The organism is Ruminococcus bromii (assembly GCF_002834225.1).
GTDB classification, from domain to species: Bacteria; Bacillota; Clostridia; order Oscillospirales; family Acutalibacteraceae; genus Ruminococcoides; species Ruminococcoides bromii.
The window spans coordinates 1-17898 of record NZ_NNSR01000024.1; the positions used below are offsets into that span (position 1 = coordinate 1).

Sequence of the window (17898 nt, forward strand, 5' to 3'; positions counted from 1 at the left end):
TCCACACAATCAGCACGACCGCCCCAAATAAAGGTACAGTGTCCCACATTCCAATTTGTCGCATAGCCTGTTCCGCCACTTTCAAGATGTAAACCGTATCTAATGTTTTTGCAATCAAATGTAAATCCTCTAATATGCGTATGAACATTAAGGTCGAGATGGAATGGACACTTTTTAATGATGTCTTCTGATTTTAATTTAGATTTATCAAATCCTGTTGCTCCGTCCCATTTGATGACTGTTGCGGCAGGATTATAAATGTTTTCAGATTCATAGTAAACATAATCCTTAGTCATTACGCCTCTGTAACCGACCAAGCCGACATCTGACATACCTGCATATTTGTCCTGCAAATCTGTATATATTCCTGCCATTACGACTATTGTATAACGATTATGATAACTGTTGTCTGATATGCTGTTATTAGCTGACAAGATAGAGTTAAATTTTGTTTTTCCGAATCCCTCTGTATCTTCATTATAATCGTTAGAAACATACAAATAGTGCATTGTGTAGTCAGGAGCTTGATACAATGCAGGCTTAACCTTTTGAACAATCTTTTCGGCGTCAACATATGCAGTCTTTTGATTGTTTTGCTCAATCTGCAAGTGGCAGCTATTGTCTGTTAATCTATTTGCAGCAATGGCAATTTTAATATGGTCAATGACGATATCCTGTGTGGGAGTGTATGTAGCTGCTGCATTTTTAAGCGCACTCACCTCAGATAGTAACCATTTTGAGTCGATAACCGTTTGACCGTGTGCAGGATAAAACACACATCCTGTGTTGTTAGTTGTAAAATCCTGTAACGACAGGCAGTAAGGTTTATTAGCTTGTAATGCTATCGGTGTTTTGAGTGGTAAAAATGCGTTGATAGCCGCCGTAGATGTACCGCTTAAACTGATTTTGTTTTTACTAACAGTAATAGTTACACCGTTTTGGTATTGTGAGTAATCTGCCAAATTAGCTAAATTTATACTCTTAGTAACATCAAATAATTCACTACTGTTTACTTTTTCATCAAATTTACTTTTGACATCATATGCCAAGTTGACAGCTCTGACCGTGCCAGCCGCATTTTTAATTGCGTCCGTAATACCGTAGCCGTCAAGAGTGGTTGCCCTGTCAGCCTTTGCGGCAAACATTCCGTCAAGCTCGTCGCGTCTGTATGACTTGCTTGCCGGCAGATAGTAGGCTTCAAGATACTTGATGCTTGGATAATTTTCCGACTGATTTACAATCTGCTGTCTGTTTTCAAGCTTGTTTGAAATGTTTTCTTTCAGCGACAAATTGCTCTGTTCAATAATTTTGCGGTTTTCGTCAATTTTTGCTTGCTGGTTTTTAGCTTCGGTAAGAGTTTTCAGCATCTCCTCACGCAATCTTAATGTTTCTGAGTTCGGATTGAGATACTCCCTGTCCTCAATCGGAATGCTTTCATCGGCATAAAGGGTAACAATCTGCGTCTGAAAAATACTGCCGTTTTCGCCCCTGCCTTCAAGCTGAAGTTCAAAATAGCCGTGCATAAAAATATCATTTTTCTTGACTTTCCATACGATTTTTGTCCCCAACCTGTCAACAGTAGTGCTGTCCGGAATTATTGAGTTGACGCTTCCGTCTGCAAAACGCAGATGAATGCGGTAGTCAGCCGTGATGTCAGTTATTCCGTTAATCAAAAACTCCTGCGTTTCGGCAAGGTTTTCGCCTGTGACTCCAATGCAGTTTGTCCCGTCAAAGGCTTTTGGTTTTCGTTTGTTATAAATAATCATAAATTACACCTCCATTTAAAGGGTTTAAAAGGTGAAAAAATGTATTCTTTTATGCATTTATTCAAAAATTTATAACAAATTTTTTTTATTTCCTGTTGAAAGGTTAAAACGGTTGCATTTGCAATTTCCTGTGATATAATCTAATTTGAATGTTTTAAATGAATTGAACAGAGGGATACAACCATGTCTTATTCCGTAACGATTGATTTGCACGGCGAAACTGTTTACAGCGCACAAAAGGTGCTTACCGCTCGGCTGAAAAATATTTCGCCCGATGTCCGTGAGGTGTGCGTAATTTTCGGCTATCACAGCGGTACGGCATTGAAAGATTTTGTTATGCGGTATAAGAATAAGAAAATCGCCAAGAAAGTTTTAGGGCTTAATCAGGGTTCGGCCGTTTTCGTTTTGAAAGACGGATGATGCGTTTGCAATTCAGCAGGGTCGGATATTATAAATTGTACAAATAATGCCGTTACAACCCACGCCCCACGGTATGAGGGAGGATTAAATGAGAAAGTATGTAGAAGTTTTTACTCGTGACCATTTGCCAAAGCTGAGAGATCAGTTGTTGTTTTCGGGGCTGACGGATCACGAGATTTTTATGTTTATTCAATATGCACAGCCATACTATATGTCGCTGAACCGTGGCAGTACGGCAAGGGTTGAAAACAAGTTCAGCCATATGACGGGACTTGTGTTTTCGGGAACTGCATACCTTTATTCTGTGGACTACAACGGCAACAAAAGTCTGCTCAAAACAATTCGCAGCGGCGAGTCAAGCGGAACGCTTTATGCGATGTTTGACTACTACAATACGCTTGTTGAGATTATGGCAGGAGAGGACTGCGAAATTCTTTTCATTCCGCCGGAGCCGATGTTTATAACCGAGGATTCGCTTGCTTCGATTCAGCAGAAAATCCTCGTCAATATGCTTGCGTCACAAAGACAGGTGTTTTTGCAGATTTCGGAACACCTTGCCTGCCTTTCAAAGCGAAGTATCAAGGGCAAATTTATGCACCTTCTTCAAATCCATTGCAAGCGTGAGCATAGCTGTGAGGTTGATCTGCCGTTCTCCCGTGACGAGCTTGCAAACTATCTTGCGGTTGACAGAGCGTCACTTTCAAGAGCACTCGGTGAACTGAAAAAAGCAGGAATTATTGAATTTAAAAAGAGCCATTTCAAACTGATTGAAACAGCTGAATATCATTTTGATTAAATAACAGCCGGCAAACGGTGTTCTGTTTCCTTTCACCGCCGACTAAAATATAACGGAGGATAATATTATGAGTTTTGTGGAATTACTGCTGTTCGGCATCGGCTTGTCTATGGATGCATTTGCGGTTTCAATTTGCAAGGGGCTCTCCGTGCGTAAGTTAAGACCTAAACACGCAATTACTGTCGGATTGTGGTTTGGCGGATTTCAGGCGCTTATGCCGCTTATCGGTTATCTTCTCGGAAAGCAGTTTGAATGGCTTATCACAAGCATTGACCATTGGATTGCTTTCATCCTGCTTGCACTTATCGGTGCAAATATGATAAGAGAAGCCTTCGGTGAGGAAGAACAGCTTGACGATTCGTTTTCGGTCAAGACAATGCTGCCCCTTGCCGTTGCAACAAGTATTGACGCACTTGCGGTAGGCGTTTCGTTTGCGTGTATTGATGTTGATATCGTGTCTGCAATCGCAATTATAGGCACAACAACATTCATACTTTCGGCTGTCGGCATCAAAATAGGCAATGTATTCGGTGCAAAGTATAAGTCAAAGGCAGAATTTTTAGGCGGTGCAGTATTGATTTTGCTTGGACTCAAGATTTTGCTTGAAGATTTAGGGCTTTTGCCGTTTTAATGGATTACAAATTGAAAGTTGACGGCGAGCCGCCGTTACCAATTCGAGAAGATAGTATAATATAGAAATCGCATCAGATGCCCGAAAAAGCTCTGATGCGATTTTTTATATAAAAGTCGTTGCTGTTTCGTAGGGCGGATATTATCCCCCCTACAGACAATACAGTTTTTTTATAATTTCAATTTCTTAAAGTTGTCATTCAGAATTGTGCAGGAGTTATCTAACTTTTGCAATTCCTGTTCGGTTAATTTAAGTTCCAGAATGCGTTTTGCACCGTTTGCGCTTACTATGCACGGGTTGCCGATGAACACATCTTTCTTGCCCCCGTATTCGCCACGCAGACGAACCGATACTGTCAGAACGCTGTTTTCATCTTGAAGAATTGCACGGACGATACGAACGATTGACATACCGATGCCGTAGTAAGTTGCGCCCTTTGCCTCAATGATTTTGTGGGCGGCACAACGCACATCATCGCTTATCTGCTCAAGCTCTTCCATATAGTACGATTTTGGGTTATCACGCATGACATCCTTTAGCGGTTTGGCGGCAAGGAGTGCCTGACTCCACGGAACAAATTCGCTGTCTCCGTGTTCGCCGATTACATATGCGTGAATGTTGCGTGGATCAACCTCAAAATATTCGCCGAGAAGATATCTGAGCCGTGCCGTGTCAAGGGTAGTTCCCGTGCCGATGATTTTTGACGCATTGAATCCCGAAAGTTCATAGGTCACCCGTGTCATAATGTCAACGGGGTTTGTCGCAACAAGGAAAATCCCCTCAAAACCGCTTTGCACAACCTTTGGCACAATTGAAGAAAATACAACTGCGTTTTTCTGCAAAAGCTGAAGTCTGCTTTCGGTGGGCTTTTGATTGGCACCTGCGCAGATTACAACAATGTCGGCGTCGGCACATTCGCTGTAACCTCCGCAGCGGATTTTCATGCTTGAATGCGAAAATGCAAGCCCGTGGTTCAAATCCATTGCCTCGCCCTCGGCACGCTTTTCGTTGAGGTCAATCATAATGAGCTCATCGCACACATTTTGATTGAGTGCCGCATAAGCAAAGCTCATTCCGACCATTCCCGTTCCCACAAGTACAACCTTTCTTTTGTTTCCCGACATATGACCGTCCCTTTCGTTTGTATTCTTTTTTTAGGGTTTTCATATGTGCAAAAATTATTCTTTGGTTTAAAAAATTGATTGAATTGTGCTTTTTGGGGGATTGTGAAAAAAATAACGGCAGAATCGGCTGTTTGTTTGGTGAAATGGCAAGAATTATATGTAAAAATCATCAAAATTCACTTGAAACGCAGATATAATTGTGCTAAAATTAATTCGACAAGGTGTTCGGAATACATTAGGCATATTCCGATTTTTATTTTATAGGAAAATATCAATTGTGAGATTCTTGTTTTTGAAAACTGTCAAATTTTGCCGAGTTGTGCTTTAGCATAAAATTCTTACAAAGTTATGCTCTGATATCAAAAGTTTTTGAAAAGTAAGACTGTCTGCACGAATAGGGTGCGAGGCACTCGCTTTTCAGAATGTACAGGTGCTTGCAGAGTTACGCTCGGGCATTAAAAGTTTTTGAAAAGTAAGACTGTCTGCACGAATAGGGTGCGAGGCACTCGCTTTTCAGAATGTACAGGTGCTTGCAGAGTTACGCTCGGGCATTAAAAGTTTTTGAAAAGTAAGACTGTCTGCACGAATAGGGTGCGAGGCACTCGCAGAAAGGAAAAGAGAAAAATGTACAAGATAGTTAAGAAAAAATCTCTGAATCCAACCGTTACACTTATGGAGATTGACGCTCCGCTTATTGCAAAAAAGGCAGAGCCCGGACAGTTCATCATTCTCCGTGTTGACGAGAACGGTGAGCGTATTCCGCTTACGGTTGCAGGCTATGACAGAGAGGCCGGCACAGTTCGTATTATCTTCCAGATTGTCGGTGCAACAACAGAAAAGCTCAATCACCTTAACGAAGGCGATTATATTCACGATTTTGTAGGCCCTCTCGGTGTTCCCACACATACAGACGGTCTTAAAAAGGTTTGCGTTGTAGGCGGCGGCGTTGGCTGTGCAATTGCACTTCCGGTTGCCGAAAAGCTCCACGAAATCGGCTGTGAGGTTCACTCAATTGTCGGCTTCAGAAACAAGGATCTTGTTATTCTTGAAGATGAATTCAAGGCTTGCTCAGACAAGTTTATTCTTATGACAGATGACGGTTCATACGGTCAAAAGGGCGTTGTTACAGCTCCTCTCGAAGAGATGATTAAGGCAGGCGAGGACTATGACCTCGTTATTACAATCGGTCCGCTTATTATGATGAAGTTTGTTGTTAAAACAACAAAGCCTTACAATATTCCCACAACAGTTTCCATGAACCCGATTATGATTGACGGCACAGGTATGTGCGGCGGCTGTCGTCTTACAGTTGACGGACAGACAAAGTTTGCTTGTGTTGACGGCCCCGACTTTGACGGCTTTAAGGTTGATTTTGACGAGGCTATGAAGCGTGGCGCAATGTACAAGCCGTTTGAGCGTCATGCATACGAGGAAACATGTAATCTGTTCAAGAAGGAGGTTGAGTAATCATGCCAAATATGTCACCAAAAAAGGCTCCTATGCCATCACAGGATCCTAATGTAAGAAATAAAAACTTTCTTGAGGTAGCAACAGGCTACACAGAAGAAGTTGCAATTGAGGAGGCACAGCGTTGCCTTAACTGTAAACACAGACCTTGCGTAAACGGTTGTCCGGTACATATCGCAATCCCTGATTTTATCAAAGAGGTTGCCCAGGGCAACTTTGCAGGCGCTTATGATGTAATTTCGCAGTCAAGCTCACTTCCTGCTGTTTGCGGTCGTGTTTGTCCGCAGGAGTCACAGTGTGAGTCAAAGTGCGTAAGAGGCATCAAGACTGAGCCTGTCGGAATCGGCAGACTTGAGAGATTTGTTGCCGACTGGCACAACGCTCAGACAGATGTTAAGGTAAATAAGCCTGAGTCAAACGGTCACAAGGTTGCTATCGTCGGTTCAGGTCCTGCAGGTCTTACCTGTGCAGGCGACCTTGCAAAGAAGGGTTACGATGTAACAGTATTTGAGGCTCTTCACCTTGCAGGCGGTGTTCTCGTTTACGGTATCCCTGAGTTCAGACTTCCAAAGTCAATCGTTCAGAAGGAAGTTGACACACTCAAAGAGCTCGGTGTTAAGGTTGAAACAAATATGGTTATCGGCAGAGTTCTCTCAATTGACGAGCTTATGGACGATTACGGCTTTGAGTCAGTATTTATCGGTTCGGGCGCAGGTCTTCCGAGATTTATGAATATCCCCGGTGAGAACCTTTGCGGTGTTTACTCGGCAAATGAGTTCCTCACAAGAACAAACCTTATGAAGGCTTATAAGGACGACAGCACAACTCCGATTATGCACGCAAAGAAGGTTGCAGTTGTCGGCGGCGGTAATGTTGCAATGGATGCCGCTCGTTGTGCAAAGCGTCTTGGCGCAGAAGAGGTTTATATTGTTTACAGAAGAAGCGAAGAAGAGCTTCCTGCCCGTAAGGAAGAAGTTGAGCATGCGAAGGAAGAGGGAATTATCTTCAAGCTCCTCAATAACCCTGTTGAAATTCTCGGCAACGAAGATGAGTTCGTAACGGGTATGAAGTGCATTAAGATGGAACTCGGCGAGCCTGACGCAAGCGGCAGAAGAAGACCTGTTGAAATCCCCGGCAGTGAGTTCGTTCTTGATGTTGACGCTGTTGTTATTTCAATCGGTACATCACCTAACCCGCTTATCAAGGCTACAACAAAGGGACTTGACACTCAGAAGTGGGGCGGTATCATCGCTGACGAAAACGGTCTTACATCCCGTGAGGGCGTATATGCAGGCGGTGACGCTGTAACAGGCGCCGCAACGGTTATCCTCGCAATGGGTGCAGGCAAAACAGCCGCAGCCGCTATTGACGAATACATCCAGAATAAAAATAAGTAATTTTTGTTCTGAATTGAAAATGAAAAGTTATTGTCGGCGGTGTGCCACCGCTGTCAATTTGAGAAGATAGTATAATATAGAAATCGCATCAGATGCCCGAAAATGCTCTGATGCGATTTTTGTTTGTATCAAGATTCGTCAGTAGGGGCGTTCATCGGGCACTTCTATAGCTTAAAACCATACACCGTGTCGGGTGTTGCGTTAAAATGTGAAAAACAGCCCGAAAAGAAGAATAATTCTATTCGGGAAATAAAACCCGTAAAAAACCTGTGAAAAATAAAAAAAGTCAGGAAAATCCGAAAAAAATCCGAAAATTCTCTTGACTTATTGATTATTTCAATATAGAATAATAAAATGTACCATAATGGGGATATGTACCGAAGAGGTCGGGAAAATCCGCAAAAAACTTTATCTAACAAGGGGATATTATCACAAAAATCCTTTTGTGTCAAGAGCTTTTTATGAGCAGGTTTTCAGTACCGCTTGCCCCGTTTCATAGATTTTTTAAGGAGTGATACGCCTATGGTTAATGTCAAACCCGTAAAGCTTGGCAACACCGAAAGAATGAGTTTTGGTAAAATCGATGAAGTAATTGATATGCCTAATCTTATTGATATTCAGAAAGCGTCATATAAATGGTTGCTTGACGAAGGTCTTAAAGAAGTATTTAAAGATGTTTCGGGCATTACCGATTATCAGGACAACCTTGTTCTTGATTTTATCGACTACACACTTGATGTTGATCACCCGAACTACAGCGTAATCGAGTGTAAGGTTCGTGACGCAACATATTCAGCCGCTCTCAGAGTAACCGCAAGACTTTTGAACAGGTCAACAGGTGAAATCAAAGAGAGCAATGTATTTATGGGCGATTTTCCGCTGATGACCGCAAGCGGCACATTTGTTATCAACGGTGCTGAGCGTGTTATCGTTTCACAGCTTGTAAGAAGCCCGGGCGTTTACTATAAAATGGATCACGATAAAACAGGTAAGGAGCTGTATTCAACAACAGTTATTCCGAACCGTGGTGCATGGCTTGAGTATGAAACCGATGTAAACGATGTTTTCTATGTTCGTATTGATAAGAACCGTAAGCTTCCCGTTACATCGTTCATCAGAGCACTCGGTCTTGGCTCGGATGCCGAAATTCTCGACTATTTCGGTGACGATGAAAGAATGAGAGCCACTATCGAAAAGGATGCCGCTTCAAATGTTGAAGAAGGTCTTATCGAGGTTTACAAAAAGCTCCGTCCGTCTGAGCCTCCGACAGTTGACAGTGCACAGACACACATAAACAACCTGTTCTTTGACCCTAATCGTTATGATATGTCAAGAGTAGGCAGATATAAATATAACAAAAAGCTCGGCATTGCAAACCGTCTTGAAGGTCAGGTTCTTGCAGAGCCGATTGCCAACCCGCGTACCGGTGAGGTTATGGCTCTTCGTGATGAGAAAATCACAAAGGAAAAGGCTTTTGAAATCGAAAACGCAGGTGTTAAGATTGCCTATGTAAAGGCTGCCGATGAAACAATCGTTAAGGTTATTTCTAACGGTATGGTTGACATTGCCTGCTATGTTGATTTTGACGCAGAAGCAGAGTGCGACATCAAGGAACATGTTCGTTTTGATGTTCTTTGCGAAATTCTTGATTCCTGCGAGAATGAGGACGACCTCAAGGAAATGCTCAGAAGCCGTGCAGATGAGCTTGTTCCTAACCACATCACGGTTGACGATATTTTTGCAACAATCAACTACCTTAACTGTGTTGCTCACGGTGTCGGTAATACAGACGATATCGACCACCTCGGCAACAGAAGAATCCGCTGCGTAGGCGAACTTCTTCAGAACCAGTTCAGAATCGGTTTCTCCCGTCTTGAAAGAGTTGTAAGAGAAAGAATGACAACCCAGTCACAGGATATGGAGTCGCTTTCGCCTAACTCACTCATCAATATCCGTCCCGTAACAGCGGCAATTAAAGAATTCTTCGGTTCTTCACCGCTTTCACAGTTTATGGATCAGGGTAACCCGCTTGCAGAGCTTACCCACAAGCGTCGTCTTTCAGCCCTCGGTCCGGGCGGTCTTTCAAGAGATCGTGCAGGATTTGAGGTTCGTGACGTACACTACACACACTATGGCCGAATGTGTCCTATTGAAACTCCTGAAGGTCCTAACATCGGTCTTATCTCATATCTTGCTTCATTTGCCCGTATTAACAAATACGGATTTATTGAAGCTCCTTATCGTAAAATTGACAAGGAAACAGGCGTTGTAACCGACGAGGTTGTTTATATGACAGCCGATGTTGAGGATAACTACGCTGTTGCACAGGCTAACGAACCGCTTGATGAAAACGGCAGATTTGTTCATTCAAGAGTTGTAGGCCGTTACCGTGACGAATTTGTAGAGTATTCTCCCGACAGATTTGACTTTATGGATGTATCTCCTAAGATGGTTGTGTCTGTTGCTACGGCTATGATTCCGTTCCTTGAAAACGATGACGCAAACCGTGCTCTCATGGGTGCGAACATGCAGCGTCAGGCAGTTCCGCTCCTCCGCAGTGAGGCTCCTATTGTCGGTACAGGTATGGAGTACAAGGCCGGCACAGACTCGGGCGTTTGTATTCTTGCCGAGGAAGACGGCATTGTTATGAGCGTTGATGCCCGTAACATTCGCGTACAGTATGATTCCGGTAGAGTTCAGGATTTTGAAGTTGTCAAGTTCCTCCGTTCTAACCAGGGTACATGTATCAACCAGCGTCCTATCGTGTCAAGAGGTCAAAGAGTTAAGAAGGGCGAGGTTCTCGCAGACGGTCCCGCTACCGAGAACGGTGAGATTGCTCTCGGTAAGAACGCTCTCATCGGCTTTATGACATGGGAAGGTTACAACTACGAGGATGCTGTTCTTATCAATGAAAAAATCGTTCGTGATGATGTTTATACATCAATTCACATTGAAGAATATGACACAGAGGCAAGAGATACAAAGCTCGGACCCGAAGAGATTACAAGAGATATCCCGAATGTCGGTGAAGATGTTCTCAAGTATCTTGACGAAGACGGTATCATTCAGATCGGTTCTGAGGTTAAAGCAGGCGATATCCTTGTCGGTAAAGTAACTCCAAAGGGTGAAACAGAGCTTACAGCCGAGGAAAGACTCCTTCGTGCAATCTTCGGTGAAAAGGCAAGAGAAGTCAGAGATACATCTCTCCGTGTGCCTCACGGTGAATGCGGTACTGTTGTTGATGTTAAGGTGTTTACCCGTGCAGACAGCAGAAACGAGCTCCAGCCCGGTGTAAACAAGGTTGTAAGAGTTTACCTTGCACTCAAGAGAAAAATCAGCGTAGGCGATAAGATGGCAGGTCGTCACGGTAACAAGGGTGTTATTTCAAGAATTCTCCCAATGGAAGATATGCCGTTCCTTCCGGACGGTACTCCGCTTGATATCGTACTTAACCCGTTGGGCGTACCTTCTCGTATGAACATCGGTCAGGTTCTTGAGGTTCACCTCGGTTATGCCGCAAAGGCGCTTGGCTGGAAGATTATGACTCCTGTATTTGACGGCGCTCATGAGCAGGACATTTTCCAGTGTCTTAAAGACGCAGGTTACAGCGAGGACGGTAAGACATGGCTTGTTGACGGCCGTACAGGCGAGCGTTTCGATAACCCTGTAACAGTAGGTTATATGTACTACCTCAAGCTCCATCACCTCGTTGATGAAAAAATCCACGCAAGAAGCACAGGTCCTTACTCTCTCGTTACACAGCAGCCACTCGGCGGTAAAGCCCAGTTCGGCGGTCAGCGTTTCGGTGAGATGGAAGTTTGGGCACTTGAGGCTTACGGCGCTGCTTATACACTTCAGGAAATTCTTACAGTTAAGTCGGACGATGTTGTCGGCCGTGTTAAGACCTACGAGGCTATCGTTAAGGGTCAGAATATTCCTGCTCCGGGTATTCCTGAGTCATTCAGAGTTCTTATTAAGGAACTCCAGTCACTTTCACTTGATGTTCGTGTTCTTAACTCTGACGGTGAAGAAATTGACATTAAGCAGAAGTTTGACGAGGACGAGGATATTGTTGATGCAACAAATCCGGAATTTGAAGAAGACCATGTAATGACATCAATGGACGGCTACACTCTTGACGAGGGCGGCAAAGAAGGCAATATGTTTGACGATTCACTTGCCGATGTTGAAGAGGACAGCTATACATCGGACGATTACAGCGATGACTTTGGCAGTGACGATATGTAAGGAGGAAATGCAATGATAGATAATAATGTTTTTGACTCAATTAAAATCGGACTTGCTTCTCCTGAGCAGATGAGAGAATGGTCTTACGGCGAAGTTAAAAAGCCTGAGACAATTAACTATCGTACTCTCAAGCCTGAAAGAGACGGCTTGTTCTGCGAACGCATTTTCGGACCGACAAAGGACTGGGAATGTCACTGCGGTAAATACAAGAGAATCCGTTTTAAGGGTAAAATCTGTGACCGTTGCGGTGTTGAAGTAACCCGTTCAAAGGTCAGAAGAGAGCGTATGGGACACATTGAGCTTGCCGCTCCCGTGTCGCACATTTGGTATTTCAAGGGTATTCCTTCAAGAATTGCCCTTATGCTTGATATTTCTCCCAAGCTTTTGGAGAATGTACTCTATTTCTCACAGTACATTGTAACAGATCCCGGCGACTGCCGTGACCTTGCAAAGTATCAGTGCCTTACCGAGGGTGAATACAATGATATGCGTGAGAAGTATGAGAATGACTTTGAAGCAGGTATGGGTGCCGAGGCAATCAAAAAGCTCCTTGCCGAGATTGACCTTGAGGCTCTTTCCGCTTCACTTAAAGCAGAACTCGAAACTGCATCGGGTCAGAAGAGAGTTAGACTCCTTAAAAGACTTGATGTTGTTGAAAGCTTCAGAATGTCGGGCAACCGTCCCGAGTGGATGATTCTCGATGTTGTTCCGGTAATTCCGCCGGATATCCGTCCTATGGTTCAGCTTGACGGCGGTCGTTTTGCAACAAGTGACCTTAACGACCTCTATCGCCGAGTTATCAACCGTAACAACAGACTTAAAAAGCTCCTTGAGCTTAACGCACCTGAAATCATCATCCGAAACGAGAAGAGAATGCTTCAGGAATCCGTTGACGCACTCATCGACAACGGCAGAAGAGGCAGACCCGTTACAGGACCTAACAACCGTGCCCTCAAGTCACTTTCGGATATGCTTAAAGGTAAGCAGGGCCGTTTCCGTCAGAACCTTCTCGGTAAGCGTGTTGACTACTCAGGCCGTTCGGTTATCGTTGTAGGACCTGAACTCAAAATGTATCAGTGCGGTCTTCCTAAGGAAATGGCACTTGAACTCTTCAAGCCGTTCGTTATGAAACGCCTTGTTGAAACTAAAGCAGAGCAGAATATCAAATCAGCAAGAAAAGCTGTTGAGCGTGCAAAGGACAATGTTTGGGACGCACTTGAAGTTGTAATCAAGGGACACCCTGTTCTCCTCAACCGTGCTCCAACACTTCACCGTCTTGGTATTCAGGCATTTGAGCCTGTTCTTGTTGAGGGTCGTGCTCTTAAACTTCATCCGCTCGCTTGTACAGCTTACAACGCTGACTTTGACGGTGACCAGATGGCTGTCCATGTACCTCTTTCGGCAGAGGCACAGGCAGAAGCAAGATTCCTTATGCTCGCAGCAGGCAACCTCCTCAAACCATCTGACGGTCAGCCTGTTACAGTTCCTACACAGGATATGATCCTCGGTTCTTACTACCTTACACTTGATAAGGACGGTGAGAGAGGCGAAGGAAAGGTATTCCGTGATGTTGATGAAGTTATGATGGCTTATCAGACAGGCGTCATCGAGCTTCACTCAAAAATCAAGGTTCGCCGTGAGCTTGAAATTGACGGAAAAATCGAATCCGGTATTGTAGACACGACAATCGGTAAGATTATCTTTAACAATCCTATTCCTCAGGATCTTGGCTTTATCGACAGAAGTATCCCCGAAAACAGATTCAAGTTTGAGGTTGACTTCCTCGTTGGCAAGTCGGGTCTTAAGAAGATTATTGATAAATGTATTAAAATTCACGGTCCGGTAAGAACAAGCGTTGTTCTTGACCACATTAAGGCGCAGGGCTATAAGTACTCTACAAAGGGTGCTATCACAGTAGCCGTTTGTGACGCAGTTATTCCTCCTCAGAAAAAGGATATCATTGCCGAGGCAGAGAAGGAAGTTGATGTTATCCGTGATGAGTTTATGATGGGTCTTCGTTCAAACGAAGAGCGTTACGAAGAAGTTCTTCGTATCTGGGAAAAGGCTACTAACGATGTAACCGACGCCCTCCAGAAAAACCTTGACCGCTACAACCCAATCTTCATGATGGCTGACTCAGGTGCCCGTGGTAGTATGAGCCAGATCAGACAGCTTGCAGGTATGCGTGGTCTTATCGCCAATACATCAGGTAAAACAATCGAAATTCCTATCAGAGCTAACTACCGTGAAGGCCTTAACATCTTGGAGTACTTTATTTCATCTCGTGGTGCTCGTAAAGGTCTTGCCGATACAGCTCTTCGTACAGCCGACTCAGGTTACCTTACCCGCCGTCTTGTTGATGTATCACAGGAAGTTATTATCCGTGAAGAGGACTGCGGTACTACAGAAGGTCTTGAAATCTTTGACATCAAAGCAGGCGAATCAAATGTTATCGAGGGACTCCACGAGCGTCTTATCGGAAGATATCTCCTTGATGACTTCTGCGATTCTAACGGTAATGTTCTTGTTTCAAAGGATGTTATGATGGGCGACAAAGAGGCTGACATCATCGTTAATTCGGGTGTTGATCACATCAAGATTCGTTCGGTACTTGAATGTCGTGCAAAACACGGCGCTTGCCGTAAGTGCTACGGTTCTAACCTTGCCAACCGTCAGCCTGTTACTGTCGGTGAAGCTGTCGGTATTATTGCCGCTCAGTCAATCGGTGAGCCTGGTACACAGCTTACAATGAGAACATTCCATACCGGCGGTGTTGCATCTGCCGAAGATATCACACAGGGTCTTCCGAGAGTTGAAGAGCTTTTCGAGGCTCGTAAGCCAAAGAGCCTTGCAATCATCAGTGAAATCGACGGTGATGTTCGTTTTGAAGAAATCAAAAACGCAAAGCACGCTGTTATCTTTAACAAGGAAACAGGCGAAGAAAGAGCTTACCTCATTCCTTTCGGCTTCCGAGTAAAGGTATTTGACGGTGACCATATCAAGAAGGGTGACAAGATTACCGACGGTGCCGTTAATCCGCACGATATACTCGATATTCTCGGACCCGAGGCAGTCATGAACTACCTTATTTCGGAGGTACAGAGTACCTACCGTTTACAGGGTGTTGAAATCAACGATAAGCACATTGAGGTTATCGTTCGTCAGATGATGCGTAAGGTTAAGGTTGAGGACGCAGGCGACACAGGCTTTATGTCAGGTCAGACCTACGACAAGAACGAAGTTCTTTACGAGAATGAGCAGATTAAAAAGCGTATTGCCAACGGCGAAGAGGGTCTTCGTGAGGCAACATTCACACAGCTCCTCCTCGGTATTACAAAGGCGGCTCTTGCAACAGACAGCTTCCTTTCAGCCGCATCATTCCAGGAAACAACAAGAGTTCTTACAGATGCCGCTATCAAGGGTAAAGTTGATCCGCTCGTTGGTCTTAAAGAGAATGTTATCCTCGGTAAGATTATCCCTGCAGGTACAGGTATGCAGAGATATGCAGATGTTCAGCTTGAGAGCAATTCTGAGGCTGAAATCGTTGAGAACGACGAAACAGAGGATGTTATCGTTGCTCTTGAAGATGACGAAATTATGGACTTCTGATTTAACTGAATCAAACTATATAAAAACACGGTATGTGCCATTTGTGCGTACCGTGTTTTTTGTTCGTTTTGCAGTAATATTTACACTTATATTATACCGTTCTTCTCACAAATCATAAAAATATCTGCCGAATAAGGTGAAAATATGTTGACAATCACAAAACAAGAATATATAATTGTCTTAACAAGATAATTATTCTTGCTGTTATAGTTATATCTTATTAGGAGGTCAATTATGAGAACTAAAGCCAAAAAATTAACATCGGTTATTCTTGCGGTTGTAATGATGCTCGGCATCTTGACAATCGCACCGCTCACCGTAAGTGCGGCAACCTACGGCGACTTTGAATATACCCTCGAAGATGATTATACATGCATGATTACCAAATACAATGGTTCTGCGGCTAATGTTACTATACCAGCGAAAATTGACGGATATACTGTAACAAAAATTGATGACGATGCTTTTCACTGTGAAAATATTGAGGAAATAAATATTCCAAACAATGTTGTTGAAATAGGTAACTATGCCTTTTACGAATGTAACAAGTTAAAAAACGTAAATTTTATGGCTAACTCTAGATTAAAAAGAATAGGCAATGCCGCTTTTTATTCTTGTGAAAAAATTGATGGTGTAAGTTTACCTGATAATGTTACTGAAATAGGTGATATGGCTTTTTATAAATGTATCAATCTAAGATTAGTAAATTCAAAATTACCTTCTAAACTAACAAGAATTGATGACAATGCCTTTAGTTGGTGTGAAAATATTAAAGAAGTATATATACCAGATAGTGTTAATGAAATAGGGAAGCGTGCGTTTGATAATTGTAAGAATTTGAACAGTATATTTGTAAATGCTAATAACAAAAATTATTGTAGTGTGAATAATGTTCTATATAATAAAAATATTACTGAGTTAGTAGCGTATTCCCTTATGAGTAGAACTACTGATTTTAAGATACCTGACACAGTTATAAAAGTAAGCACAAGCATGGAGAACACTAAATATCTCAAAAGTATAACCATACCTAAGAGCGTAACTGAATTCCCATATTGCGGATTTGGTATGACTGGTGAACAGCTTGAAAATATCTTTGTTGATAAAGCAAATTCAACATTTTATAGTAAAAATGGAATACTTTATGATAATAGCAACATGGTAATTGCGTATCCTCAAAACAATAAAACAAAGACCTTTGAACTTACAGGAGCGGGAAATGAGATGGGATTTACTCTTTTACGCAATTGCAATTATGTTGAGAATTTGGTTGTACCATCTAATATTACTAATTTTGTTGTTGGGGGTTTATGCTACGCACCAAGTTTAAAAAATATATATGTAGATAAATCAAATCCAACATATTGTGATATTAACGGTGTATTGTATAGTAAAAATAAGAAAACCCTTATTCACTATCCAAAAGGAAGGACTGAAACCACATATAAATTTCCAGAAATAGTTTCTAGCATCAGACGTGCAGCATTTTATGATTGCAAAAATTTAAAAACTATTACAATTCCAGACAATATAAAAAATCTTAATGGAATGGATTTTTTTAGTTGTGATAATCTTAAAGATATTACTTTTTCAAAGGAGATAAAAAATATTGGAATAGGCTTGGGCTATCATAATGAGGATAACCCATTTCAAGGTGATGGAAAGCATATAACACCATTAAAGGGTGTTACCATTAAAGGCTACAAAGGAACAATAGCCGAAACTTATGCGAAGAATGGTGGTTTTAAATTTGTTGATTTATCCAATTTACCTACTCCATCTATTTCAAGCCTTTCAAACACAACAGGCGGTATCAAAATTTCGTGGAACAAGGTTGACGGCACTTACGGCTACAGACTTTATTACAAGCCTGCGTCGGGTGGTTGGAAACGCTTTAAAGACACAACCGCCACATCGTTTACCGATTCGGGAGTAGTACCGAATAAAACCGAAACATACACAATCCGCTGTATTGACAAAAACGGCAACACAATCAGCGGATTTAACTCGACAGGCTGGTCGAAAAAATATACACCTGCCGCTCCGACAGTTTCAAAACTCGATATCACCACGGGCGGTATTAAACTTAGCTGGAACAAAATCGCAGGTGTTTACGGCTACAGACTTTATTACAAGCCTGCGTCGGGTGGTTGGAAACGCTTTAAAGACACAACAGCCACATCGTTCACCGATTCGGGAGTAGTACCGAATAAAACCGAAACATATACAATCCGTTGTATTGACAAAAACGGCAAAACCGTCAGTGGCTTTAACTCAAAGGGTTGGTCGAAGAAATACACTCCTGTTGCTCCGACGATTACAAGGCTCTCGAACACATCAAAGGGTGTAAGTGTAACTTGGAACAAAATCGCAGGTGTTTACGGCTATCGACTTTATCAGAAAACTTCAAACGGTTGGAAACGAATTAAGGACACAACCG

At 42.8% G+C, this 17898-nt stretch carries 10 protein-coding genes; 8 read left to right on the forward strand and 2 right to left on the reverse strand.

Annotated features, from left to right (window positions below; genetic code table 11):
* The coding region (locus RBATCC27255_RS01365; protein WP_147639942.1) for a hypothetical protein at positions 1-1766 on the reverse strand (1766 nt) is incomplete at its 3' end.
* A gap of 183 nt (positions 1767-1949) precedes the next feature.
* On the opposite strand from RBATCC27255_RS01365, the gene RBATCC27255_RS01370 reads away from it, so the two are divergent.
* From RBATCC27255_RS01370 to RBATCC27255_RS01380, 3 genes are all read left to right on the forward strand, one after another.
* Positions 1950-2186 carry a Smr/MutS family protein gene (locus RBATCC27255_RS01370; protein WP_101028399.1) on the forward strand — a complete coding sequence of 79 codons (237 nt, stop codon included), beginning with the start codon at positions 1950-1952 and terminating at the stop codon, positions 2184-2186.
* 88 nt (positions 2187-2274) lie between these two features.
* The gene (locus tag RBATCC27255_RS01375; RefSeq protein WP_101028400.1) at positions 2275-2982 is read left to right on the forward strand and encodes a Crp/Fnr family transcriptional regulator; all 708 of its coding nucleotides are present in this window, start codon (positions 2275-2277) and stop codon (positions 2980-2982) included.
* Positions 2983-3049: 67 nt separating this feature from the next.
* Positions 3050-3613 carry a manganese efflux pump MntP gene (locus RBATCC27255_RS01380; RefSeq protein ID WP_101028401.1) on the forward strand — a complete coding sequence of 188 codons (564 nt, stop codon included), beginning with the start codon at positions 3050-3052 and terminating at the stop codon, positions 3611-3613.
* 170 nt (positions 3614-3783) lie between these two features.
* Here the strand turns inward: RBATCC27255_RS01380 and RBATCC27255_RS01385 are convergent, their stop codons facing one another.
* Entirely contained in the window at positions 3784-4737 is a 954-nt protein-coding gene (locus tag RBATCC27255_RS01385; protein ID WP_101028402.1) for an L-lactate dehydrogenase, read from the reverse strand.
* Positions 4738-5361: 624 nt separating this feature from the next.
* On the opposite strand from RBATCC27255_RS01385, the gene RBATCC27255_RS01390 reads away from it, so the two are divergent.
* From RBATCC27255_RS01390 to RBATCC27255_RS01410, 5 genes are all read left to right on the forward strand, one after another.
* The gene (locus RBATCC27255_RS01390) at positions 5362-6204 is read left to right on the forward strand and encodes a sulfide/dihydroorotate dehydrogenase-like FAD/NAD-binding protein (RefSeq protein ID WP_021883219.1); all 843 of its coding nucleotides are present in this window, start codon (positions 5362-5364) and stop codon (positions 6202-6204) included.
* A 2-nt stretch (positions 6205-6206) separates the two neighbouring features.
* A complete protein-coding gene (gltA, locus tag RBATCC27255_RS01395; protein ID WP_015522882.1) occupies positions 6207-7601 on the forward strand; it encodes an NADPH-dependent glutamate synthase in 1395 nt (464 codons plus the stop codon).
* 522 nt (positions 7602-8123) lie between these two features.
* On the forward strand, positions 8124-11849 hold the full coding sequence (gene rpoB / locus RBATCC27255_RS01400) for a DNA-directed RNA polymerase subunit beta (protein ID WP_101028403.1): 3726 nt from the start codon (positions 8124-8126) through the stop codon (positions 11847-11849).
* A 12-nt stretch (positions 11850-11861) separates the two neighbouring features.
* Entirely contained in the window at positions 11862-15458 is a 3597-nt protein-coding gene (gene rpoC, locus RBATCC27255_RS01405) for a DNA-directed RNA polymerase subunit beta' (RefSeq protein WP_187128345.1), read from the forward strand.
* Between the two features lie 234 nt (positions 15459-15692).
* The coding region (locus RBATCC27255_RS01410) for a leucine-rich repeat protein (RefSeq protein ID WP_147639943.1) at positions 15693-17898 on the forward strand (2206 nt) is incomplete at its 3' end.